This window comes from Pseudoalteromonas sp. T1lg23B, assembly GCF_002964665.1.
Taxonomy (GTDB): domain Bacteria; phylum Pseudomonadota; class Gammaproteobacteria; order Enterobacterales; family Alteromonadaceae; genus Pseudoalteromonas.
This window is the reverse complement of record NZ_PQBZ01000002.1, coordinates 284,846-308,779: the sequence shown is the minus strand read 5'-3', so window position 1 is coordinate 308,779 and position 23,934 is coordinate 284,846. Positions and strand designations below refer to the sequence as shown.

The following is a 23,934-nucleotide window of genomic DNA, read 5'->3' as shown; positions in this document are numbered from 1 at the left end:
CATTAAGCGGCTTTTTATTCAACTAAGGGCAAGCCTGTCCACTGCACGTAACGCCTTTATCAAGCAGAACTTCCGTTAGTTTGTTATTCATCGTTAAATCAATTTCCAACAGCTGGTTACCTTCTAAACGTAATGTTTCCAGTACCAAGTTTTGACGTACATCTATTGCTGTTAAAGAATTTGCCGTTAAATCTAGCCACGTCAATTGCGTGTTGGAACGGGTATCCAAGTAGCTTAGATTAGCCCCAGCAATAGAAATTGACCTTAGCTGATCATTTTTACTCAAATCTACAAAAGTCAGTGGGTTATCAGACAATGCTAGCCATTCTAACAATACATTGTTCGTTAGGACGATATCTGTAAGCTTATTATCCTCTATACGTAATTGTTCCAGTTTTGAGTGTTTAGATAGGTCTATATGGGATATATTATTATCAAATGCCCACAGCGACTTGAGCTTCTCATTGTTGCTCAAATCTAACTCGGTGAGCTGATTAAGTTGAATGGATAAATCTTCCAGCACTGTATTTTGACTCAAATCCACATTTTGAAGTTGATTTAACCCTAGATGTAACTGTCTAAGGTGAAAATTATTGCTTACATCAATACTGATCAAGTTATTTGAATCAACGCTCAATGATGTAAGGCTAATATTATTGGTCACATCAATACTATCTAGCTTGTTGTGGAAGGCGTTCAATTCTACAAGACTTACATTATTACTCACATCAAGGTTAGATAGCTGGTTGATTGCAACATCCAACTGCTGAAGTTGAGTATTTTTGCTAACATCGATTTCCGTCAAAAGGTTATTAAGTAGCACAAGCTTTTTTATTGCGACTAAGTACTCTATACCCTGTACTGAAGTGATCCCTTTATTTGCACACGATAGCTCATCCACTTCAAACGCATATGTGTAGCCCGCATTCAAAGCACACTGCAAAAAAGCATCATCTGAGATAACATCTGATAGACGTTTTGCCTCTACAACCCTTACCATTCGCTGCAAGGAGGCTTGATTTCCAGATTTATCAGTGGCTGAATAAGTTACCGTGTAGTCACCTTCTTTTGTGATATCCAGATCATGAGAAATCGTTACGGGTAGCACACCATCCACACCATCGACTGCGACGGCACCGAGCTCTTGATAACCTTCTTGCATGATAACCGTTATATTCGCTTCGCCATTGAGGGTAATAACGGGTGCAATGTTATCTACCTGCTGGCTGCCACCCGTATCCGATGTCGAACCTGTGTTAGAGTTGGTCCCCGCATTAGATTGCCCTTCTGAGCTTGAACCACCGCCACATCCAGCTAATAATGCAAAGCTGAGTAGTCCTATTATTTGATATTTAACTAAATTCATTTATTTCTTTGGCCATTTATATTGGTGAGCAGAGTGATAAAACTCTGTGTTCATACTTATCAACGCACAATAATACACCAACATACCCAAAATAAATACAGGCGTTCACATAGTATGAGTCAGCCTTATTCGACATCCATGTTTGTCAGCCACCCATTTTCCGCGCTTAATAATCTAAACTACTTTTGATATAAACCAATTACGCATAGTAGACATATTGATATGGTCGGTTAATTTTTGACACCGACGATAATAAATAACTTTTAGCTTTATACACTTGGAGATAAACAAGCATTCGGCAATTGTATCAGGCAACCTGTTCGCAGCTTTATTCAGTGAGCTTTAAATAAAGCATTCCTCCAATGGACGCTGGAACGTTCTTAAAGAAGGACTTAAAAGCACGCTTCAGTCATCAATATCAAAAAAGCCGCGTTAAGCGGCTTTGGACTGGGGAACAGTCACTTGTAGGAAATACCTTAGTGAAACACCGAAATAACGCTAGTGTTGTTCAAGTACTTTGATAAGCGCTTCTATCACCGTTTCAGGATGTTCAAACAGTACTTGATGGCTGGCGTTTTCTAACGCAAAGTAATGGCCTTGGGTACGATGTGCGATGTCTTTGCTCCATTGGGTGCCTTCGTTTTGCCACTGGATCAGTCCTGCTTTTTCTGATTCCTCAGCATTGGCAATATCCAATCGTTCGAAGTCGCTATCTATAATAGTGATGGGAATATTAATGCTCTCAGCAAGGTAGCGCGCCGCTTCAAGGTCATCATGGTAGTTCATCATTTCCTTGATGCGCGTGACTTGCTTATTAATTTGGCTGCGTTGCGCCGTTACAGCGTCATAATAATCCCAGTCCATGTGCGGCATATTCTTTTGTGAAATGAGCAGCCCAATCTCTTCTCTTTCCTGTGCGACACGCGCTATAGAAGATTCAGTCCACGGACCTTCTGACACATACTCAATGTATTGCTCTTTATATTCTCTTAGAGAAGCAACGGGTCCAGATTGATATTGATTAATTGAATGTGGCAGCAAAATATCAGGGTCAACCCAGATCATGCCTTGAGTTTTTACTTTCTCACTGGGCGCATGCTGATAGATTAAAGTGGCAAGGTTGCCGTTGGCAAATGCCACGAATATTGCCGATTCAACCTTAAGTGCTTCTAGTAGCTTGGGTAAATCCGCAGCAAATAATGAAAACGAAGGCTCTTGGGTATCGCTACTCCACGCACTGCCTAGACGGTCAATGACATGGACTTTGCCATGCTCAGCCAGCATAGGATGAATAAGGGTGGTCCATGCTGAGTCGCTGTGAAAAAACTTATTGGCACCTGAGAGTAAAATAATATCACTTTTGCCGTTTGCTTCTCCCATACTTCTCACATGATAATCTCCGCTCTCGAGTCGATACAAAGCTGAATGGGTAGGTAGTTTAATATCACTGCTTTGATCGAAGAACGCCAGTATTTGTTCACTGGTATTAAAATCGTTGAAAGACCAAGTATGGTAACCACCTTTGATGGTGACCAGTTGATTCACAACCGACTGCTCATTACGATAAGTTCTAAGTAATACATTATCTGCCAACGCTTCAATGTCATAGGGAGACTCAATTTGATTTTGACGAGCAATTAACTCAATAGCGCTTGGCGCAGAAATCAAACCGAAGTTGCTGTGCTCAAGTCCACTATAGGGCAACACAGCATCTTTATCTCCTTGTACCATCATGTAATGCGTTGGTGATGAGATGGTACAAACCTGAGCCAGCTGTACTGACATTGGCGAAGCTACACTGGCAACCCCTTTGAACAGCTCACTGTGCTTGCACATCATGTTCTGACTGAAGAGCCCTCCTTGAGAAAATCCAACGGCGTAATTCTCACCTTCTAGAAGATTATACTCGGCGTGCATTTTCTGAATAATATCAACCACAAAGCCAACATCTTGGGCATTTAACCGGTGGGCAATATTACAGCCACACCCATCATCCCATTCCACTTCTTTTGACTTTGGATAAACAACCAGATAGTCATCACTAAAAGATTCTAGTTTTACCATTTCTTGCATCCCTTTGGCACTTTGCCCTGAGCCGTGAAAAGCAAGTAATAACTTGTAGGCCTTGTGTTCATCAAAGCCACTGTCAGGAAAGGCGAGTCTATACACCCTGCCGTTATGTGAAATCTCCTTAGTTGTATCGACAGTCAGAGTTGGGGTTTCTTTATCTTGATCATCTGCGCGCTGTGAGTTGTCATTGCTGCCACAGGCACTCAGTAAGGTCACACACAGCAACCAAAGTAATCGTTTAAGCATATTGTTCTCCTTATGTTTTGCCGTTACCCTAGGTTGCCTGATACATTGGTGCTTAACTAATCATCGAATTTATCATTACCTTTTCATTACCTTTAAAATAAGCATAATAATCAACAAGTTGAAAAATGAAATATCTGATTAATGGAATAATATTCGACGCTGAACAACGTACCTTAACCGACCATACCCAAGTCATTCAGTTAGAGGCCAAGTCATATGCGTTGTTAATGGTGTTTGTTACGCATCCAGAGCAGGTATTATCACGTGATCGGTTGATTGAACTTGTCTGGCATGGCAGCGTTGTTTCCGATGGCGCCGTCAATAAAGCCATTTCAAAGTTGCGTCATCACTTTGTACAGTTAAAGCCAGAGGCGGCAGATATAATCATCACCAAACCTAAGTTTGGTTATGTACTGAATTGTGCGGTACAAGTATATGAGCACAAACCCAACAGAAGGTATTTAACATCCAAAGTCTATTTAGCGGCACTACTATTGTTAACCTTGGCAGTGTTATTGTTTGTATTTCTAATGCCCCGGCCAAACACATCCGCATCGCTTGTTAATATTGAGCGTGTCACCGCACTGGATGGCATAGAAACAATGATCAGCGCGAGCCGCAGTGCAGAGCTGCTATTTTTTTCTAGCACCTCTTCCCAATCACCACCGCGGCTTATTTTAAAGTCTTTAGATGATGGGCACACTCAACCTATCTCCACGGACCCCGATTCAACTGTTTTTGCAAGCCTCAGTCCCTCGGGTGACGATATCGTTTGGATTGAGCAAGACCCACTGCGTTGCCAAATCAAACGCTACCATATTGCCACTGCAAAGCCGCACGTCATTTATGATTGCAGTGCCTTACAAAATATTAAATTAAGTTGGCAAAATGATGAGCAAGCACTATTTATCCGCGCTCGTGATAACAATGCCTCACCTTATGTGATTTACAAACTCATGATTGCAACAAGTGCAATGCAACAGCTTACCTTACCTTTGCAACATGCGCACATGAAAGGAGATTTCTTACTCGCTGCACATCCAAGTAAACCTTTGCTTGCGTTCGTACGTTATATTGAATCCAGTCTCAGTGAAATACATATTGTGGATAGCAACAGCCTCAAGACACTGGCCGTGCACACCATAGATCACACACTTAACGCAATCGCATGGAGTACAGAACAAGATACGCTGTTCATTGCAAACCATAAGGCACTCTATCGTTTGGCCGCTGACACAGGTGCCAAACAACATATCAAACAACTAAGCTACCCTATAGAATCCATTGCAGTTACAAAGCGAGAGCCTAATCAGCAAGTGGTCTTGATCAGTCAATACCATGCCAGTTCGAAAATACAGGCGTATAACCTTAAAGATTCAAACACGAAGACTCTGTTTAGTAACGCCGCCCTAAACCGGCTCCCTAGAAGTAAAAGTGAAGATGTATTTTTCATTTCAGACATGGACGACCAACATACTCTTTGGCAATACCAAAATGAACAACTATCAAAACTAGATATGCCATTTGAATTTGGCTTTACCCGTTATGATATTGCACCAACTGAAAACAAACTTATCTTTGAAAAGCTCGGTGCAGTTTACGAGTATGATATTAGCAATGCACAGTTACACACATTATTTACCACAAGTCATCAGGCCTATGCGCCTAGCTATGCACATAGTACCAATACGGTGTTGTACAGCAGTAATAAAAGCGGACAGTGGCAACTGTGGTTGTATGATAAAAAGCAGCAAACACACCGACAAGTCACCAAAAAAGGCGGCTATAGCGGTTATTTCTATGACGAAACGCTGTATTTCAGCAAACGCGATCAAGCAGGGTTATGGAAATTAGCCGCGGGTGAAGAACAGTTAGTGCTCAGTGACTTTAGCAATATCAATTGGCTCAACTGGCAAATATTAAACAAGCATGTTTATTTCTATCGTAAAGGCTCAGGTATTTGGCAATACAATCTGCACACCCAAACGCAAAAGCACATTATGACGGAGCCTGAGGGTTTTCTTCACCAATATCACGTGCAAGCTGACGAACAACAAATCATCTTCGCTCAACTACAGCCCATGCAAGGTGATATTCAGATGCTCACTTTTGAATAGGATCACTGAAAAGTGCTCCACGGCATAACGTTAATAATATCGCGGTAAATAAAAACAAAAAACCCAGCCTAAGCTGGGTTTTTAGTATTCTGTAAAAAGCAAAATTACTTGATTTTTGCTTCTTTGAAAATCACGTGCTTACGAACTTTAGGATCGTACTTTTTGATTTCCATTTTTTCAGGCATGTTACGCTTGTTCTTGTCGGTAGTGTAGAAATAACCAGTACCAGCAGTTGAAACTAAACGGATCTTATCACGCATGATTCAAGCTCCTTAAACTTTTTCGCCGCGAGCACGGATATCTACTAATACCGCGTCGATGCCTTTCTTATCGATAATACGCATACCTTTAGTAGTAGTACGTAATGTAACGAAACGTTTTTCGCTTTCAACCCAGAAACGGTGTGTTTGTAGGTTAGGTAGGAAGCGACGCTTAGTAGCGTTGCGCGCGTGTGAACGGTGGTTACCTACCACTGGGCGCTTACCTGTAACTTGACAGACTTTAGACATGTCTATGTATCTCCAATAACTTCGCTCGAGCTTAATTTTCCCTTGGACCTTAACTGCGTAGCCCCGGGGTAAATCAGAGGGCGCTCTTTATACAGCATCTACAGGCAGAGATCAAGGATCTGATCCTATCTAATCAGCTCATGTGTAAATTTGATAGCGGCCAATTATAATGATCGAATGCCCCTTAGGAAAGCAAAAACTGCATTTAAATTAAACTAATTTGTAAAAAACGCCGCAAAGTGATGTTTTTTACAACTTTGTTGCCCTCAAGACACTAGATCAAGCCCCGCTGCGCAAATGAAATACACTGATTTCCCGCCACGATAAGATGGTCGAGTACATTAATATCCACCAGCGCCAGTGCATTTTGTAGTTTTTTGGTGATTAATTTGTCTGCCTGACTTGGTTCTGCCACACCTGATGGGTGATTGTGTGCAAATATTAAAGCAGCAGCATTGTGCTTTAATGCTGCTTTCACAACTTCTCTAGGGTACACCGACGCCGCATTGATTGTACCTGTGAACAAAATTTCGTCCTTTATAAGCCGGTTTTGATTATCAACATACAAAGCCATAAAAACTTCGTGTCTTAATCCTCTTAGTTGAATTGTTAAGTAATCATTGACTGCCTGCGGCGAGTCAAAGAGTGTGTCGCGATGACAGCATTCCTTTAAATACCGTTTACTTAGCTCCAACACCGCCTGCAACTGTACATATTTGGCCGTACCAAGCCCCTTAAGGGCACTGAACTCACTCAAACTAGCATTAAACAAATTGTCTAGCGTATGATTTTGTGCCAACAGTGATTGGGCCAACTCAATGGCATTCATCCCTCGGGTTCCTGTACGCAAAAAGATGGCTAACAGCTCAGCATCGCTCAGTGCTTCGGGGCCACAATGGAGTAACTTTTCACGTGGGCGCGCGTGCGCCTCAAGGCTATTTAATTGCATCTCTTATCCTTAGAGTAATCTATCCTTCGAGCACTAAGTTTAGCGACCAAATTCGATTATTCAAAAGCATCTGTTTGCTGCCATAAAAATGCCTCTGTGTTATCTTTAACATCTACTTAATTAATTCTGGATTTTGGACATGAGCCAACAAAATAAAAATATTGTTCTAGGGATCAGTGGCGGTATTGCTGCATATAAATGTGCTGAGCTTGTCAGGCGTTTAAAAGAACAAGGCTGTGCAGTTAAAGTGGTCATGACCGAATCCGCAAAGCACTTTATTACGCCTCTGACCATGCAGGCTGTATCAGGGGAGCCCGTTTCTGATTCACTGCTTGACCCCAGTGCAGAAGCAGCAATGGGGCATATTGAGTTCGCTAAATGGGCCGATCTCATCCTCGTTGCCCCTGCCAGTTGTAATATCATCGCCAAAATGGCTCAGGGGATTGCCGATGACTTACTCACTACCTTACTACTTGCCACACCAGCAAAAGTAGCCATTGCGCCAGCGATGAATCAACAAATGTATGCGCATGCTGCAACGCAAGCAAACCTCCAAACCCTGCAATCCAGAGGGGTGGCTATTTGGGGGCCAGGTAAAGGTGAACAAGCGTGTGGGGATGTGGGGGCAGGTAGAATGTTAGAGCCACACGAGTTACTGGAGTTATGTCTTGCGCCAGAGCAAGCCACTGTACTTGCCGATGTCACGGTCACAATCACCGCTGGTCCAACACGAGAGGCATTAGACCCCGTTCGTTTCATTAGTAATCACAGCTCTGGAAAAATGGGTTATGCGTTGGCAAGTGCCGCTGTAATGCTCGGTGCGAAGGTGAATTTGATCTCTGGCCCCGTCTCTATCAAAGCTCCATCGGGCGTTAACTTAGTTAATGTTGAAAGTGCAATACAAATGCGAGATGCCGCTTTAGAGTATGCGTCCAAGTCAGATATTTTTATCGGCTGTGCTGCTGTGGCTGATTATCGAGCTGCGCAGGTAGCGGAGCAAAAAATTAAAAAACAAGGTGATGATATGCTCGTCACTATGGTTAAAAACCCAGACATTATCGCCGAAGTTGCCGCCCTGACAAAAAACCGCCCGTATACCGTAGGCTTTGCTGCTGAAACTCAAAACGTCGAACAATATGCTAAAGGCAAGTTAAAAAACAAAAACTTAGACATGATTTGTGCCAATGACGTTTCTCGCGAAGGGCTGGGATTTAATGCCGACCATAACGCCTTAACGCTATTTTGGCCAAATGACAGTGTCGAGCTGCCGGTCGCGGACAAGCAAGCACTGGCAATGTCAGTATTGCTGGAGATCACAAAACAACTAGATTGTATTGGTCGATAAATACGACCTTTTAAAGTACTGGCACCGAACTGAATAAAACATTAACATAAGTCCCCGAGCATAGGTGTGAGCTGCTTGGGGTTTACACTGACCATAATAACGATAACGAAAGGAAAGTTCATGCCAGCGACTAAACGCAGTAATCGCAAAGAGCAAATACTACAATCTCTCGCACAAATGCTTGAAACTAGCCCAGGTCAACGCATTACTACGGCTAAGCTAGCCGCAGAAGTTGGTGTATCTGAAGCCGCACTGTATCGACACTTTCCGAGCAAGGCGCGCATGTTTGAAGGCTTGATTGAGTTTATTGAAGATACTTTGCTTTCACGTATTAATCTGATCTTAGAGAATGAAAAAGAAACCCAAGGACGTATCTACAATATTCTGATGCTATTGCTCGCTTTTGCAGAGAAAAATCCAGGGATCACGCGAATTTTAACGGGCGATGCTCTGCAAGGTGAGCAAGAAAGATTAAGAGAACGTGTACAGAGCCTGTTTGAGAAACTAGAAACCCAATTCAAACAAGTGCTACGTGAAAGAAAGCTTAGAGAAGGTAAAGCCTTTGCCACTGAAGAAAGTGCACTCGCTAACCTATTTCTAGCTTATGTGGAAGGAAAAATGAACCAATTTGTACGTAGCGACTTTAAAGCCCTACCTAGTAGTCAGTTTGAGAAACAGTGGCTCGAGTTACAAAAAATCTGGCTCGCATAATAATGTGAGCCACACAGTATTATCAGTACTGAAGACGCAAAAAACGTCGTTTTTATCTCCTTCAAACTGACATTTGCCGCAAGAGGCTTTAGAGCGCCTGCTGATTCGTGTTAAAACGGGTTATTAATAATTTAACTAGTCTTAGCACATGAAACCTATCAATTCCCTACTCAGTGCGAGTATGTTACTTGCGTTCAGCACGCAAGCACTTGCCACCTTAGAGAATCAACCGCTCGAATTTAAAGATGTCTTCGATTTTCGCTATGCGCAAGACACTGTATTGTCAGAAAATGGGCAGTTTTTATCATTTTCGGCGCAACCATATCGTGGCGATAGCAATGGACATGTGTACGATTTAACAACCAATCAGCTCATTGCTCAGGTTCCTCGTGGCGTCAAACCGCAAATCAATCAATCTGCAACTTGGGTGACATTTACCCAAAAACCGTCATTACTGGCACAAGAGACCGCGAGTAAAGAAGATAAAAAGCAGCTTCCCACGCAGTTAGTACTGATAAACACACAAACGAAACAACAACAGACATTCGACAATGTCGTCGATTATCAGCTCTCTGACGATGGTACTTGGCTAGCGTATCGAGAAAAAACAGACGATAAAAGCAAACCCACTAGCAGCACTAATGACAAAGACGACAAAGTCGGGATCTCCCCAGACAAAAAAGACAAAGCGTATGAACTGGTCATCATCAACCTAAACAACAACAACCTACAACGCATAAAGCGTGTGGGTCAATATAGTCTCAGTCCAACAGGGTTAGGATTGTTATTCAACCAGTTAAGCGATGATGGTAGCAACAACCGTATTAGCTTTGTTGAACTGAGCAACTCACAACAACATATCTTGTTTGACGAACCTGGGATCACACTGAGCCAAGCTGCTTGGCACCCAGACGGACAACTTGTGGCATTTTATCAGGGGAACTACGTAAACGAGGATGCGCGTCGTCGCCACTACCAACTGACACTATGGGATGCCAAAAACAACTCTACAAAACAAATTACCAACCCAGAGCAATGGTTTAGTGCAAAAACAGCCTCTTTAAAATGGTCTGAACATGGCGAGCGTTTATATTTTGAAAACCGCCCTGTACTTGATGCTAAAGAAAAACAGCTCAAGTACAAAGACGATGCGTCACTGACAGATTTCGAGACAATCCGCGCGCAAAGAGGGCTTAAAATCTGGCACAACAATGACTCAGAAATCAAAACTCGTGAAGTTAAAAGCTGGGAAGAAACCAATAAACACCGTCATTATCAAGCCGTGTATCACCTCAACGGTGAGCGCATTGCTCAGTTGAGCGACACTCGTACTCCCAATATTGAGCTCAACACTGAAGCCGAGTTCTTACTGGTCAACAACGATCAACCTTACCTTGAACAAATCATGTATAAAGGGTTTTATCGTGACTACTATGCAGTACAAGTGAGCACAGGTGCTAAACACTTTATTATCAAAGAATCGCCATTTTCCCCTAGTCTCTCCCCCACAGGGCAACATGCGGCATTCTTTAAAAACCAACATGTGTGGCTAAAAGCGTTAGACTCACAAAAGGAAACAGTACTGACCAAGGCAATTCGTGATGCCATCTTTGCCGATGATAAGCATGACTACCCAGAACCTCAGCCGGGCTATGGCTTTGCCGGTTGGCAACTTGATGGTAGCGTTGTCTATGTTTATTCCAAATATGATATTTGGGCGTTTGATGTAAATACCCAACAAGCAACACGCTTGACGCAAGGTAGAGAAACACACACTCAGTATCGCGTTGTGCAATTAGATGATAACAAGCTCGGGTTTGCGCACAACGAGCAGTTACTGCTTGAAGCGCACAACCTGAAAAATAAGCAAACACATGTGGCTACCTTGGCATTAGACACAGGCAAACTCACCACAGTATTGCATGGTAAAGCGCGCTTTGATTTAGTTAAGAAAGCCAAACATGGCGATAAAATCATTTTTACCAAACAAAGCTATCACCAGTTCCCTGATTATTGGCAAACGGATACACAATTTAGCCAGCCCCAAAAAATCACTGACCTTAATCCTCAAATGAGCCAATTTGCATGGGGCCAAAAACCTGAGTTAGTACAATACAAAGGCTACAACGGCGAAGACTTGCAAGGTGTGTTGATCAAACCTGCCAACTATAAAGAAGGCGATAAAGTGCCTGTAGTGATCTACTTCTATCGCTACATGAGCCAGCGTATGTACGACTTTCCAAAAATGGAGCTCAACCATAGACCAAACTTCCCGATGTTTACCTCCAACGGATATGCCCTGTTTCTACCTGATATTCGCTTTGAAATTGGCTACCCTGGTCGCTCATCAACTCAAACCATGATCAATGCCGCACAAAAACTGATTGATATCGGTGTCGCCGATCCAAATAAAATTGGCTTGCAAGGCCACTCATGGGCAGGCTATCAAAGCGCTTTTATGGTGACTCAAACCGACATGTTTAAAGCGGTTGTTTCTGGCGCGCCGGTATCCAATATGACCTCAGCCTACAGTGGTATTCGTCTAAAATCGGGCCTAGCACGCCAATTTCAATATGAATCGGGGCAAAGTCGCATTGGCAAGACCTTAATTGAAGCTCCTGAGCTGTACATTGAGAACTCTCCAGTATTTTTTGCTGATAAGGTGAATACTCCTATTTTATTGATGTTTGGTGATGAAGATGGCGCGGTGCCATGGCAAGAAGGTATTCAGTACTACTTAGCGCTGCGTCGTTACAATAAGGATGCTATTTTCTTGCAATATGAAGGTGAACCTCATCATTTGAAGCAGTTTCCTAACCAGTTGGACTTTTCAATTCGCATGATGGAATACTTTGATCATCATCTCAAAGGCAAGCCTGCTGCAAACTGGATAAAACAAGGCGAGGCATATACCGCCGAGTAACCCACTAGGCCCAAGCAACCCGCTTGGGCCTTTTATTGACTAGCTTATATCAAGCGTAACGTTTAAAATATGCGTTTAGTTTAGATATTGGCTAGGGCAAAGCTTCGCCACTTCATTTTAAGAGCAACATCCTATGACAACAACAACCCGTGGTAATCTATTTATTTTGTCAGCCCCATCAGGCGCAGGAAAGTCAAGCTTAATCAAAGCTCTGCTAGAAAAGCACCAAGATGTAAAGGTGTCTGTATCTCACACTACTCGTGCGCCACGTCCGGGCGAAAATAACGCTGAACATTACCATTTTGTTTCGGTTGAACAATTCGAAGCCCTGATTGAGCAAGGCGATTTCTTCGAATGGGCTAAAGTATTTGATAATTACTATGGCACTTCTAAAGCCGCTATCGAAGAACAGCTAAATGGTGGTATTGACGTATTTTTGGACATTGATTGGCAAGGTGCTCAGCAAGTTCGTAAGTTGGTGCCTGAAGTGAAAACCATCTTTATCTTGCCACCATCACAGCAAGAGTTAGAAAACCGTCTAAATGGTCGTGGCCAAGATTCGAAAGAAGTCATTGCGTCACGCATGGCACAGGCTAAATCTGAAAGCTCTCACTTTAATGAGTTTGATTACGTGTTAATCAATGATGATTTTGACACGACCCTAGGCCAGCTTGAACATATTGTTATGGCTGCGCGCATGGAACTTAGCGCACAGCAGACGCGTCATGCGACACTAATTAGCGATCTTTTACGCTAAATTAGTGATAAATTTTAACCATCCACTTGGCGAAGCTGCTCCCTTGCAGTAAACTAGCCTTTTGGAAATGAATTAACTTTGGAGTGCTTCGATGGCTCGCGTAACTGTAGAAGATGCAGTAGATGCAATTGGTAACCGTTTTGATTTAATCTTGGTAGCAGCGCGTCGCGCTCGTCAAATCGCGGTAGGGGGTAAAGACCCTATGGTTGACGCTGAAAACGATAAGCCAACGGTTATCGCTTTACGTGAAATTGAAAAAGGTCTAGTGAACAGCTCTTCATTAGATGTAATCGACCGTGAAGAACAGCAAAACCAAGAAGCTGCTGAGCTTGCAGCTGTTGCAGCCATTGTAGGTGGCAACAACTAAACCTGTTTCGGTTTGTAAGACAATGCCAGCATTTTTGCTGGCATTGTTGTTTTACATTCTCAATAAAATAAAGTCCCGACTAGTCGTTGGTTTATCTTTCAATTCATCGTATATTCGTTACATATCGATAACTTCACTGGAACATTGGAGTGTGAATGTATCTTTTTGAAGGCCTAAAAAAGAAGATCTCTGAATATTTATCACCCGCAGACGTTGAGCTGGTACAAAAAGCTTATGTGGTGGCGCGTGAAGCCCATGAAGGGCAAACACGCTCAAGCGGAGAGCCTTATATCACCCATCCTGTGGAAGTGACACAAATTCTCGCTGGTATGCGTTTAGATCATGAAACATTGATGGCCGCATTAATGCACGATGTGATAGAAGATACCGATTTTAGCCAGCAAGACTTAGCGGAAATTTTTGGTGAAACGGTCGCAGAATTGGTTGAGGGTGTGAGTAAACTTGATAAGCTCAGCTTCAAAGACAAAAAACAGTTTCAGGCCGAAAACTACCGCAAAATGATCATGGCAATGACGCAAGATATTCGCGTTATTTTGATTAAGCTCGCCGATAGAACGCACAATATGCTACATTGGGTGCTCTTAGACCAGATAAGCGCCGTCGTATCGCCCGTGAGACGCTAGAGATTTTCGCACCAATTGCTAACCGATTGGGTATACACGATATCAAAAATGAGCTGGAAGACTTAGGATTTCAAGCGCTCTATCCTATGCGTCACCGCGCATTGCGCTCAGAAGTCGCCAAAGCACGAGGCAATCGTAAAGAAGTCATTAGCAATATCCAGACTGAAATTGAATCTCGTTTAGCAGAATCGGGTATCAAAGCATCGGTCAGTGGTCGTGAAAAGCACTTATATAGTATCTACAAAAAAATGCTCAACAAGGAATTGATGTTCAACGAAGTGATGGACATTTATGCCTTTAGGATCAACGTAGATAACTTGGATACTTGTTACCGAGTTCTGGGGGTTGCACATAACCTGTACAAACCCATAGAAACCCGTTTTAAAGATTATATTGCGGTGCCAAAAACTAACGGTTATCAGTCATTACATACTTCGTTGGTGGGTCCACATGGTATCCCCGTTGAAATTCAAATTCGCACCCATGACATGGATCACATGGCGGATAAAGGTGTAGCGGCACACTGGATGTACAAAAAGGCGGGAGACAGCGCAGGCCACACCGCGCAACAGCGTGCCCGTCAGTGGATGCAAAGTCTATTAGAGCTACAGCAAAGTGCTGGGTCTTCATTTGAGTTTGTTGAAAACGTTAAAACCGAGCTCTTCCCAGAAGAAATCTATGTATTCACACCCGATGGTCGCATCGTTGAACTTCCTATGGGGGCAACCGCCGTAGACTTTGCTTATGCGGTGCATACCGACGTGGGTAATACTTGCGTTGGCGCACGGGTGAATCGTAAACCTTATCCATTGAGCAAAGCGCTCGATACCGGCCAAACCGTAGAGGTGATCACCAGCTCAGGCGCGCATCCCAATGCCACTTGGCTGAATTTTATCGTCACCGGAAAGGCGCGTTTAGGGGTGCGTAACTACCTCAAGAGCCAACATCAAGAAGAAGCCATTCAGCTTGGCCGTCGCTTATTAGATTCAGCCCTTGGTGAGAACAAGCTTGATGATATTCCGCAAGAGAATATTGACCGTGTACTCGAAGAACACAAACTAGGTACACTACTGGAACTGCTGGTAGAAATTGGCACCGGTAATATCATGAGCGTATTGATTGCCAAACGCCTGTTACAAACCGACGATGGCATTGAAAATGTTGCCAAAAGAGCCAAAGCCGCTATTATCGGAACAGAAGGCATGCTGGTCAATTACTCGAAGTGCTGTCGTCCAGTACCGGGGGATGCCATTACAGCCTATGTGAGCCAAGGTAAAGGTCTGAATGTTCACCGCCAAGAGTGTAAGAACATTAAAGGCTGGGAAAATGAGCGCTCCAAATATTTTGTTGTAAAATGGGAAGACAACCCAGAGAAAGAATATATTGCTGCATTAAGAGTGGAAATTATCAATCACCAAGGTGCATTAGCAAAACTCACCAACGTGGTAGCAAGTACACAAGCCAATATCGTTGAAATCGCTACCGACGAAAAAGAAAGTAACTTATACGTGATAGATTTAGGCATTACCGTTAAAGACCGTATTCACGTCGCTAATATTATGCGCCGTATTCGGGTTATGCCAGATGTACAACGCGTATATCGCAAGAAATAGGATTGAAAATGAATAAAGCGATTATCTCTACCGACCAAGCTCCAGCAGCTATCGGTACTTACAATCAAGCAGTGAAGGTAGGCACGGCGGTTTACCTTTCAGGTCAAATTCCATTGGTGCCCGAAACTATGGAAATGATCTCAGAAGATTTTGCTGAGCAAGCACAACAGGTATTCAAAAACCTAACCGCTGTGTGTGAAGCAGCCGGTGGTCAGCTGCAAGATATGGTTAAGGTCAATATCTTCTTAACTGATCTAAGCAACTTTGCCACAGTGAACGAGATCATGAGTCAACACTTTAGAACACCTTACCCTGCTCGCGCAGCTATCGGGGTAAAAGAGTTACCTAAGGGGGCTCAGATTGAAATTGACGGCATTATGGAGCTTCCGTCAACAAACTAACTATTTAGTATTAAAAAGCCACCTCAGTGTGGCTTTTTTTATGTCTATTCTTTGATCTCAAGCACTTGACTCTATACTCTTTATTAAGCACTCTAAAGCTAATACTTTGGTTTTTGTTCTGGTTTCGTTATTGAGCCTCAAAGGTAAGGGTGATAAACGTGTTCAAATTGGCACACAATGGAAATGTCCTGTTAGACGTTGCTCAACTAAATCCACCAAATGCTGCTTTTGTTATAGAAGCACTCGAGCGTTCCCCTTATGCCGACTGTGAAGTCGACAGAGACTCTATTGACGCATTTTTTAAAAGTGACTTCCCCGAGAAACAGCTCGTTGTTGCCAGAAAAGTCGACGCACAACTGACCATTGAGCTCTCTGATGACAAGATGACCGCCACCGCCCACCTCGTGACAGCGAAAGGGGGGGCTATGATCAATTTAGAAAAAGCCAAGAAGGCGATTATCAACGCGGGTGTCAGCCGTGGATATAAGCAGCTCTACTTAGAAAAGATTCTACAAAAACAGTTAGAGCTGCCAGCAGGCTCAACCGCAAAGGGTGTTATTGCACAGGGTCGCCTTCCACAAGATGGCCAACCGGCTAAGCTAATAGCGCACGTTGTTACCATGAGAGAACGCTTAAAACAGCCAAAACTCAGAGAAGATGGCTCTGTCGATATGCGGGATTTTGGCAAATTGGCAAGCGTCGCGCCCGGCACTTTATTGGTTTCTAAACAGCCACCCACGCCCGGTAAAGAAGGCTTCACGGTGACAGGTGACAGTATTGAAGCCAAAGAAGGTGAAGATTTCGAACTTACCGCTGGCGAAGGCACTGAAATTTCGGCCAGTAATCCGCTTGAGCTGGTTGCCAGTATTGCAGGCTGTCCATCCGATATTCAAAATGGTATGCGCGTTGATGACGTATTTACCATTAAAGATGTAGACGTACGCAGTGGCCACGTCGATTTCAATGGCAGTGTGATAGTTACTCATACTGTTGCCCCAGGCATGAAAGTAAAAGCCAAAGGCGATATTACAGTCATGGGCTCTGTGGAATCAGGGGAGCTCATCAGCGGTGGGCACATCGATGTTAAACAGGCTGTGATTGGCCACTTAGATCATCAAAACAATGATCAAGGCTTAACCTGCCGCTTAGTCGCACAGGGCGATATTCATGTGGCACACGGCCAATATAGCTACCTTGAAGGCAACAATGTGTATATTGCGAAACAAAGTAATCACTGTACCATCAAGGCCAATCAACTGGTGCAAATTGGCGCTGATGATAACCCAAGAGGTAAACTGATTGGCGGTGAAGTATTGGATACACAAATGCTGATCGCTGGTGAAATTGGCAGTGAATCAGGTGCCAAAATGATTGTGCGCTTGGCCCGTAGCGGTGTAGAACTAACGGCTGAGACCGATGAGTGTCTCAAGGCGCTCAGTAAAACCAGCGAACAACTCAATACCCTACAACAAACCATCGAAAAAGCGGATCAACTCAAAGACCCAGAAAAAAAGAAACAACTCATGGCTAAAATTGGTGCCACACAAATGCACTATTGCCAAGAAGCTGAAGTCCTTGAAAAGAAAATGTCAGACATGGAAAACCAACTCAATGAGCTGCTTGAAAACACCAAGTTGGTTGCCAATCAAGCCCTCAATCCAGGCGTTGAGATCCATATTTTTGACCGCGTATTTAAAACCACCCGCAGCTACCCCCCCTGTACCGCAGCTCTGGTCGAAGGCAAAATAGAGATAGAGTTTAAGACCAGCTAACACTTCTTGTACTGTCGGATAGACAATGAACTATCCGACTGAATAAACACAGGTAGAAGATAAAATATATAAGAATATAAAAGCACTAACGTGTCATTGGGTGCAGCCAATAAGGACATCGACCTCATTTTTACATATATCAGCCAGAAAATTTGAAAAGTGGCTGCCGCAATCCACAACCATTCTAAGTCTTGCTCTCGCGTCACGTGTGCGGTTTCTAGCACAACAAAAACAACTAGACTTTAGTGGGTGTATAAATTATTTTTTTAAGGATACACAAAGCGTTACCAACATAAAAAAAGCGGCACCACCCGAAGGCGATACCGCTTTGCGCTACTAAACAACACTCACTTAGAGTTTGTTGCTTCCCAGGTGATGCCTACATCTAAGAGTTCACCTTACTCACTTAAAACCTATTACGTTGTCGGCTTGATAGCTGCCCACTTGAAAATATTGAAAAAAGCAACGCCACCTTACAGCGACGTCGCTTTACACTCATTTTAAATCTCACCATCAACGCAGTGCGTCACCAATCTGTGACTGTACTTCATCGCTCCACACGCCCACTTGTACTTGGGCAATGTGCTGCTTCTGTAACAGCAACATGACTAAACGAGACTGACCAATACCACCGCCAATGGTTTGTGGCATCTCGCCGCTTAAAAGCTGTTGGTGCCAATCTTGTTCCACACGGTCTTCGTCCCCAGTAACTTTGAGCTGTCTTGTTAACGCTTCTGGACAAACGCGAATTCCCATTGAAGAAATCTCGAAAGCATCTTCAAGTACTGGGTTCCAAACGAGAATATCACCGTTTAACCCCTGATATTTGTCACAGGTTGCGGTTGACCAATCGTCATAATCTGGCGCACGCACATCGTGAATTTTTCCATCCCCCAGCGCGCCACCAATGCCAATCAAAAACACTGCACCGTACTCTTGTGCAATCGCTTTCTCACGTTGTTTCGCACTGAAGTCAGGGTACATTTGACGTAATTCTTCGCTGTGTACAAAAGTGATCTGCTCAGGTAGAAATGGTGTCAGGCCAAACTCATCCGCAACGATTTGTTCAGTGGCTTTAATGCCTCGATAAAGCGTCTCAACCGTTTGCTTTAAGGTCGCCAGTGAACGCTCAGACTCAGCACAAATAACTTTTTCCCAATCCCACTGATCAACATAAACCGAATGGATAGGAGAGAGTCGCTCTTCATCTGGACGCAATGCTTTCATGTGGGTGTATAACCCCTCGCCCACTGCAAAGCCATAATCAGCCAAAGTCTTACGCTTCCATTTAGCTAAAGAGTGCACCACTTCAAACTGAGCATCAGGTAAGGTTTTCACCTTTACTGATACGGCTTTTTCTGTACCGCTTAAGTTGTCTTGAGTACCATCACCCACTTTCGCCAGAATTGGCGCTTGTACTTCAATTAACCCTAACTGACTCTCTAGCTGCTGTGAAAAAACGTGTTTAACGCGGCTGATCTGCTGCTGTGTTTGACGATATGTGCTGTTCATAATTTAGGACCTCATTCCCAGTATTCTTTATTGATTTGTTTGCCGTATTTTTATCGGCTTAAATCTATCGTCAACAAAAAACGCTATAATTACAATAACCATCAACAAAAATAGCAAAACACCCTATTTTTCATCAAAAATAAGCGCTATATTTTATTGAAACATAAATCACACAGTGAAATATCCATGGAAAATTATCAGATCGATAATCTTGATAAATCGATTTTGCACGCATTAATGGACAATGCACGTACACCTTATGCCGAATTAGCAAAAAGATTTGCCGTTAGCGCGGGCACCATTCATGTACGCGTAGAGAAAATGAAACAGGCAGGCATTATCGTCGGCACTAAAGTCACCATCAGTGCTAAAAAGCTGGGCTATGATGTGTGTTGTTTTATTGGCGTAAACCTCAAGCATGCACGTGATTACCCAAGTACCATTGCGCAACTGCAAGAATTTGAAGAGGTGGTGGAAGCCTATTATACAACGGGTAATTACAGTATTTTTATCAAAGTCATGGCCCGTACCATAGACCACTTGCAGGATGTATTAATCAATAAAATTCAAACTATTGAGGCTATTCAATCTACCGAGACACTGATCTCTTTACAAAACCCTATCGCCCGCGAGGTGATCCCCTAGCAATATACGGGTATAATCAGGCGCTATTTTGATTGTAATGAGCAGTAACTGATGAAAGAAACACGTTTTCATCGCGTAAAGCAGGTGTTAGACAGGCGTCAAACCGACCTAACCGTTTGTCTGGACGAAGTACATAAACATCATAACCTATCAGCCATTGTGCGCACCGCCGATGCTGTTGGATGCCACCATGTACATGCCGTATGGCCTCAAGAGCAGCGTCGTTTAACCAATAATACTTCTGGTGGCAGTAAGAATTGGGTTGAAACCCATATGCATGATGACATTGATACTGCCGTTGCTGCCATTCGTGAACAAAACCCAGGTATTCAATTACTGGCGACCAACTTAAGCGATGATGCGGTAGATTATCGAGCAATCGACTATACCAAACCCACCGCAATTATTGTCGGTCAAGAACGCTTAGGGATTTCAGACAAAGCCCTCGCACATGCAGATAAACACATAGTGATCCCCATGCAGGGCATGGTGCAATCATTGAATGTTTCTGTGGCAGCAGCGCTCATTTTATACGAAGCACAGCGCCAACGTGATGAGGCAGGTCTTTATGATCGCAATGATATGCTGGACGAGCACACCAAACATACTTTATTGTTTGAAGGTTGCCACCCTATTATCGCCCATCGCTGCGTAGAAAAAGGCTTACCTTATCCAGCGCTAGATGAAGAGGGCGAAATTGTGGCTGACGAAGCCTTTTGGAACGCCCTAAAATTTAAAAAAGTGACTTAAACAAGGAATAGCATGTCTTCGCCAAATTTGTCTCACTACCCCATCACCGAGCTAAAAGGCGTAGGTCCTAAGGTAGCCGAACGATTGGCAAAGCTCGGGATCTTTACCGTGCAGGACATGCTGTTTCATTTACCACTTCGCTATGAAGACCGCGCACGGACTTATGCCATCGCGGAGTTAATGCTGCACAGCCATGTGAGTATCGAAGCACAGATAGAACACAGCCAAATCACCTTTGGCAAGCGCCGTATGCTTATTTGCCACGTTAACGATGGTACAGGTCGACTCACGTTGCGGTTTTTCAATTTTAATGCGGCACAAAAAAACGCCATGGCACCGGGTAAAGTGATCCGTTGTTTCGGAGAGGTCCGCCGAGGTCAAGCGGGGCTGGAGATGGCCCACCCTGAATACAGTATTCGAGACAGCCACAGCGAGCCAAAAGATCCAAGTTTAGCAACACTTACCGCCGTTTACCCGACTACCGAAGGTTTAAAGCAACTAAGCATTCGCGCTATCGCTGACAAAGCAATTGAACTGCTGCGTAAATATCAACTTGAAGAATATTTACCAACGCAGTATCGCCCCGCTGGACTCAGTTTAAAAGAAGCGGTACTGACATTGCACAAACCACCTCAAGATACTGATTTATCAGCACTTGAACTTGGCCAACATCCCGCCCAGCAACGGCTGGCGTTTGAGGAGTTGTTGGCGCAAAACCTGAGTTTACTGCAATTGAGACATCGCGGCCAAGCAGTAAAAGCCGTACCTTTACCCCCTAATAACACGCTAGAGCCCGAGTTTTTAGCCAACTTACCGTTTGCGCCCACTAACGCACAACAACGGGTGGTTGCAGAAATCAAGCAAGATTTACAGCAGCCCTATCCGATGATGCGTCTGGTGCAAGGGGATGTGGGCTCGGGTAAAACCTTAGTGGCAGCACTGGCAGCTTTGGGGGCCATTGCCAAAGGATACCAAGTGGCGCTAATGGCACCCACGGAGATCCTGTCCGAGCAACACAGTATCAATTTTAGTAATTGGTTTTTGAATTTGGGTATTGAAGTCGCTTGGCTCGGAGGCAAAACCAAAGGCAAAGAACGTGAGCGTACCTTACAAAATATCGCCAGCGGCAAGGCACAAATGGTGGTTGGCACCCACGCGCTGTTTCAACAACAAGTAGCGTTTTTTAATCTCGCCTTGATCATCATAGATGAGCAACATCGTTTTGGTGTCCACCAGCGATTAGCACTGCGTGAAAAGGGTCAATTCAACGATTGCTACCCTCACCAACTGGTTATGACAGCCACCCCTATTCCGCGCACACTCGCGATGACGGCGTATGCTGATTTAGAAACCTCTGTGATTGATGAATTACCACCAGGTCGCACGCCTATCACCACCGTCGCCGTGCCAGATAGCCGTCGTGAGCAAGTCATAGAGCGCGTAAAAAGCGCCTGCATTGATGATAAACGCCAAGTTTATTGGGTGTGCACGCTCATTGACGAGTCCGAAGTGCTGCAATGTCAGGCCGCAGAAGATACCGCTGCACAGTTAAGCGAGCAATTGCCTCAGCTCACCATAGGTCTTGTTCACGGCAGAATGAAAGCGCAAGAAAAGCAAGATGTCATGATGGCCTTTAAACGCGGCGATATTGATGTACTGGTTGCAACAACCGTTATAGAAGTCGGTGTTGATGTGCCCAATGCCAGCCTCATCATTATAGAAAATCCAGAACGTTTAGGACTGGCGCAGCTTCATCAATTACGTGGGCGTGTAGGTCGAGGGTCCATTGCTTCTCATTGCTTACTACTTTATCACGCACCATTGTCTGTGACAGCACAAAAGCGCCTTGGGGTATTACGTGATAGCAATGATGGCTTTGTCATAGCGGAAAGAGATTTAGAAATTCGTGGGCCAGGTGAAGTGCTGGGCACCAAACAAACTGGGCTGGCCGAGTTTAAAGTAGCTGATTTAAACCGTGATAAGGCGTTGCTCGATCAAGTAAGACCAATTGCACTGCGGATAATGAAGGACCACCCTCACTGTGTCGAGCCGTTAATTACCCGTTGGTTGGGTACTAAAAGTGAGTTGGCGATGGCATAAAAGCACACTATGCAGATACCCATATTTACCATTATCTGCATAGTGACTAATGCTTAAATTAGCCTTGATAGCCGTTGGGGTTATTACTTTGCCAACGCCACGTATCTTGCATCATCGCGTCAATGTCACGCGTTGCCTGCCAGCCTAACTCCTGTTGTGCTTTTTCCGGCGCAGCATAACATGCCGCAATATCGCCATCACGGCGCGGCATCACTTTGTAAGGGACTGACTTACCCGAAGCCTTTTCAAATGCATTGACCATCTCAAATACCGAGTTACCTTTACCCGTGCCAAGATTATAAATATGTGTGCCCGCTTGAAGATCGAGTTTATCCAGCGCTTTTAAATGCCCAACCGCTAAATCTACCACGTGAATGTAGTCTCTTACCCCAGTGCCATCTACCGTGTCGTAGTCATCGCCAAACACGCCTAACTGCTCAAGCTTACCGACCGCCACTTGCGCAATATATGGTAGTAAGTTATTGGGAATGCCATTGGGGTCTTCACCAATCAAGCCAGACTCGTGAGCTCCAACAGGGTTGAAGTAGCGCAAAATCGCAAACGCCCAACGTTCATCGGATTTCGCTACATCTTGCAGTACCATTTCAACCATCAGCTTAGAAGTACCATAAGGATTAGTTGTGCCACCGACTGGGAAGTCTTCGCGGATTGGTAAACTTGTTGGGTCGCCATACACCGTTGCTGATGAACTAAATACCAGCTTAAACACGCCGGCATCTCGCATTGCATCTAGTAGCGTCAATGTACCTTGTACATTCACTTGGTAGTATTCAATGGGTTTGCGCACCGACTCGCCTACGGCTTTTAAACCAGCAAAGTGAATTACTTGGCTAATATCGTAGCGGGAAAATACCCCATCAAGAAACGCTTTATCTAAAATATCACCCTGATGAAAGCTCACCGACTTGCCAGTAAGCTTTGCAACACGCGCCAACGACTCTTGTGAGGCGTTACTTAAATTATCAATCACTACAACCTCTTCCCCACGTTGTAATAATTCAAGTACCGTATGTGAGCCGATATACCCCGCACCACCTGTTACCAATATACTCATACTACTTTCTCTCAATCCTAACAAACAGCCCGCTATTTTAGCGTAATTGCCCCAGTTTTACA

The 23,934-nt window shown here is 44.0% G+C and carries 18 protein-coding genes and 1 pseudogene; 12 read left to right on the top strand and 7 right to left on the bottom strand.

Annotation, left to right across the window (positions count from 1 at the left end; genetic code table 11):
* Positions 1–22: 22 nt before the first annotated feature.
* Both C2M32_RS01725 and C2M32_RS01720 read right to left on the bottom strand, forming a co-directional pair.
* Positions 23–1,366 (bottom strand): immunoglobulin-like domain-containing protein, encoded by a 1,344-nt coding sequence (locus C2M32_RS01725; RefSeq protein ID WP_105166802.1) that lies wholly within the window; start codon positions 1,364–1,366, stop codon positions 23–25.
* Positions 1,367–1,864: 498 nt separating this feature from the next.
* Positions 1,865–3,682: an alpha/beta hydrolase gene (locus tag C2M32_RS01720; RefSeq protein WP_105166801.1), complete on the bottom strand. Its 1,818-nt coding sequence runs from the start codon at positions 3,680–3,682 to the stop codon at positions 1,865–1,867.
* A gap of 125 nt (positions 3,683–3,807) precedes the next feature.
* Between C2M32_RS01720 and C2M32_RS01715 the strand changes: the two genes are divergently transcribed.
* On the top strand, positions 3,808–5,799 hold the full coding sequence (locus C2M32_RS01715; protein ID WP_105166800.1) for a winged helix-turn-helix domain-containing protein: 1,992 nt from the start codon (positions 3,808–3,810) through the stop codon (positions 5,797–5,799).
* Positions 5,800–5,903: 104 nt separating this feature from the next.
* Here C2M32_RS01715 and rpmG read toward each other — a convergent pair whose 3' ends face one another.
* The 3 genes from rpmG to radC all read right to left on the bottom strand — a co-directional run bounded on the left by rpmG (position 5,904) and on the right by radC (position 7,257).
* The gene (rpmG, locus tag C2M32_RS01710; protein ID WP_005493124.1) at positions 5,904–6,059 is read right to left on the bottom strand and encodes a 50S ribosomal protein L33; all 156 of its coding nucleotides are present in this window, start codon (positions 6,057–6,059) and stop codon (positions 5,904–5,906) included.
* Positions 6,060–6,071: 12 nt separating this feature from the next.
* Positions 6,072–6,308, bottom strand: coding sequence for a 50S ribosomal protein L28 (rpmB, locus tag C2M32_RS01705; protein ID WP_058028557.1), 237 nt, complete (start codon positions 6,306–6,308; stop codon positions 6,072–6,074).
* A 274-nt stretch (positions 6,309–6,582) separates the two neighbouring features.
* Entirely contained in the window at positions 6,583–7,257 is a 675-nt protein-coding gene (radC, locus tag C2M32_RS01700; RefSeq protein WP_105166799.1) for a RadC family protein, read from the bottom strand.
* Positions 7,258–7,396: 139 nt separating this feature from the next.
* On the opposite strand from radC, the gene coaBC reads away from it, so the two are divergent.
* From coaBC to C2M32_RS01660, 8 genes and pseudogenes are all read left to right on the top strand, one after another.
* Positions 7,397–8,602, top strand: a complete 1,206-nt coding sequence (gene coaBC, locus C2M32_RS01695; protein WP_105166798.1) for a bifunctional phosphopantothenoylcysteine decarboxylase/phosphopantothenate--cysteine ligase CoaBC — start codon at positions 7,397–7,399, stop codon at positions 8,600–8,602.
* A gap of 120 nt (positions 8,603–8,722) precedes the next feature.
* The gene (slmA, locus tag C2M32_RS01690) at positions 8,723–9,313 is read left to right on the top strand and encodes a nucleoid occlusion factor SlmA (protein WP_105166797.1); all 591 of its coding nucleotides are present in this window, start codon (positions 8,723–8,725) and stop codon (positions 9,311–9,313) included.
* Between the two features lie 148 nt (positions 9,314–9,461).
* On the top strand, positions 9,462–12,236 hold the full coding sequence (locus C2M32_RS01685) for a S9 family peptidase (protein ID WP_105166796.1): 2,775 nt from the start codon (positions 9,462–9,464) through the stop codon (positions 12,234–12,236).
* Positions 12,237–12,369: 133 nt separating this feature from the next.
* Positions 12,370–12,993 (top strand): guanylate kinase, encoded by a 624-nt coding sequence (gene gmk, locus C2M32_RS01680; RefSeq protein WP_105166795.1) that lies wholly within the window; start codon positions 12,370–12,372, stop codon positions 12,991–12,993.
* Between the two features lie 91 nt (positions 12,994–13,084).
* A complete protein-coding gene (rpoZ, locus tag C2M32_RS01675) occupies positions 13,085–13,360 on the top strand; it encodes a DNA-directed RNA polymerase subunit omega (protein WP_070986281.1) in 276 nt (91 codons plus the stop codon).
* A gap of 155 nt (positions 13,361–13,515) precedes the next feature.
* Positions 13,516–15,617, top strand: a pseudogene (gene spoT, locus C2M32_RS01670) (bifunctional GTP diphosphokinase/guanosine-3',5'-bis pyrophosphate 3'-pyrophosphohydrolase).
* Positions 15,618–15,625: 8 nt separating this feature from the next.
* Positions 15,626–16,018, top strand: coding sequence for a RidA family protein (locus C2M32_RS01665; protein WP_070991081.1), 393 nt, complete (start codon positions 15,626–15,628; stop codon positions 16,016–16,018).
* Between the two features lie 158 nt (positions 16,019–16,176).
* Complete coding sequence (locus C2M32_RS01660) at positions 16,177–17,790, top strand: DUF342 domain-containing protein (RefSeq protein ID WP_105166794.1); 1,614 nt, start codon at positions 16,177–16,179, stop codon at positions 17,788–17,790.
* 513 nt (positions 17,791–18,303) lie between these two features.
* Here the strand turns inward: C2M32_RS01660 and asnA are convergent.
* On the bottom strand, positions 18,304–19,302 hold the full coding sequence (gene asnA, locus C2M32_RS01655) for an aspartate--ammonia ligase (RefSeq protein WP_105166793.1): 999 nt from the start codon (positions 19,300–19,302) through the stop codon (positions 18,304–18,306).
* A 186-nt stretch (positions 19,303–19,488) separates the two neighbouring features.
* Between asnA and asnC the strand changes: the two genes are divergently transcribed.
* From asnC to recG, 3 genes are read left to right on the top strand one after another with little or no spacing between them, the layout of a single operon-like run.
* Positions 19,489–19,947: a transcriptional regulator AsnC gene (asnC, locus tag C2M32_RS01650; RefSeq protein WP_070986287.1), complete on the top strand. Its 459-nt coding sequence runs from the start codon at positions 19,489–19,491 to the stop codon at positions 19,945–19,947.
* Between the two features lie 51 nt (positions 19,948–19,998).
* Positions 19,999–20,697: a tRNA (guanosine(18)-2'-O)-methyltransferase TrmH gene (gene trmH / locus C2M32_RS01645; RefSeq protein ID WP_105166792.1), complete on the top strand. Its 699-nt coding sequence runs from the start codon at positions 19,999–20,001 to the stop codon at positions 20,695–20,697.
* Positions 20,698–20,709: 12 nt separating this feature from the next.
* A complete protein-coding gene (recG, locus tag C2M32_RS01640; RefSeq protein WP_105166791.1) occupies positions 20,710–22,797 on the top strand; it encodes an ATP-dependent DNA helicase RecG in 2,088 nt (695 codons plus the stop codon).
* A gap of 58 nt (positions 22,798–22,855) precedes the next feature.
* Here recG and galE read toward each other — a convergent pair whose 3' ends face one another.
* Positions 22,856–23,872, bottom strand: a complete 1,017-nt coding sequence (gene galE / locus C2M32_RS01635; RefSeq protein WP_105166790.1) for a UDP-glucose 4-epimerase GalE — start codon at positions 23,870–23,872, stop codon at positions 22,856–22,858.
* Positions 23,873–23,934 lie beyond the last annotated feature (62 nt).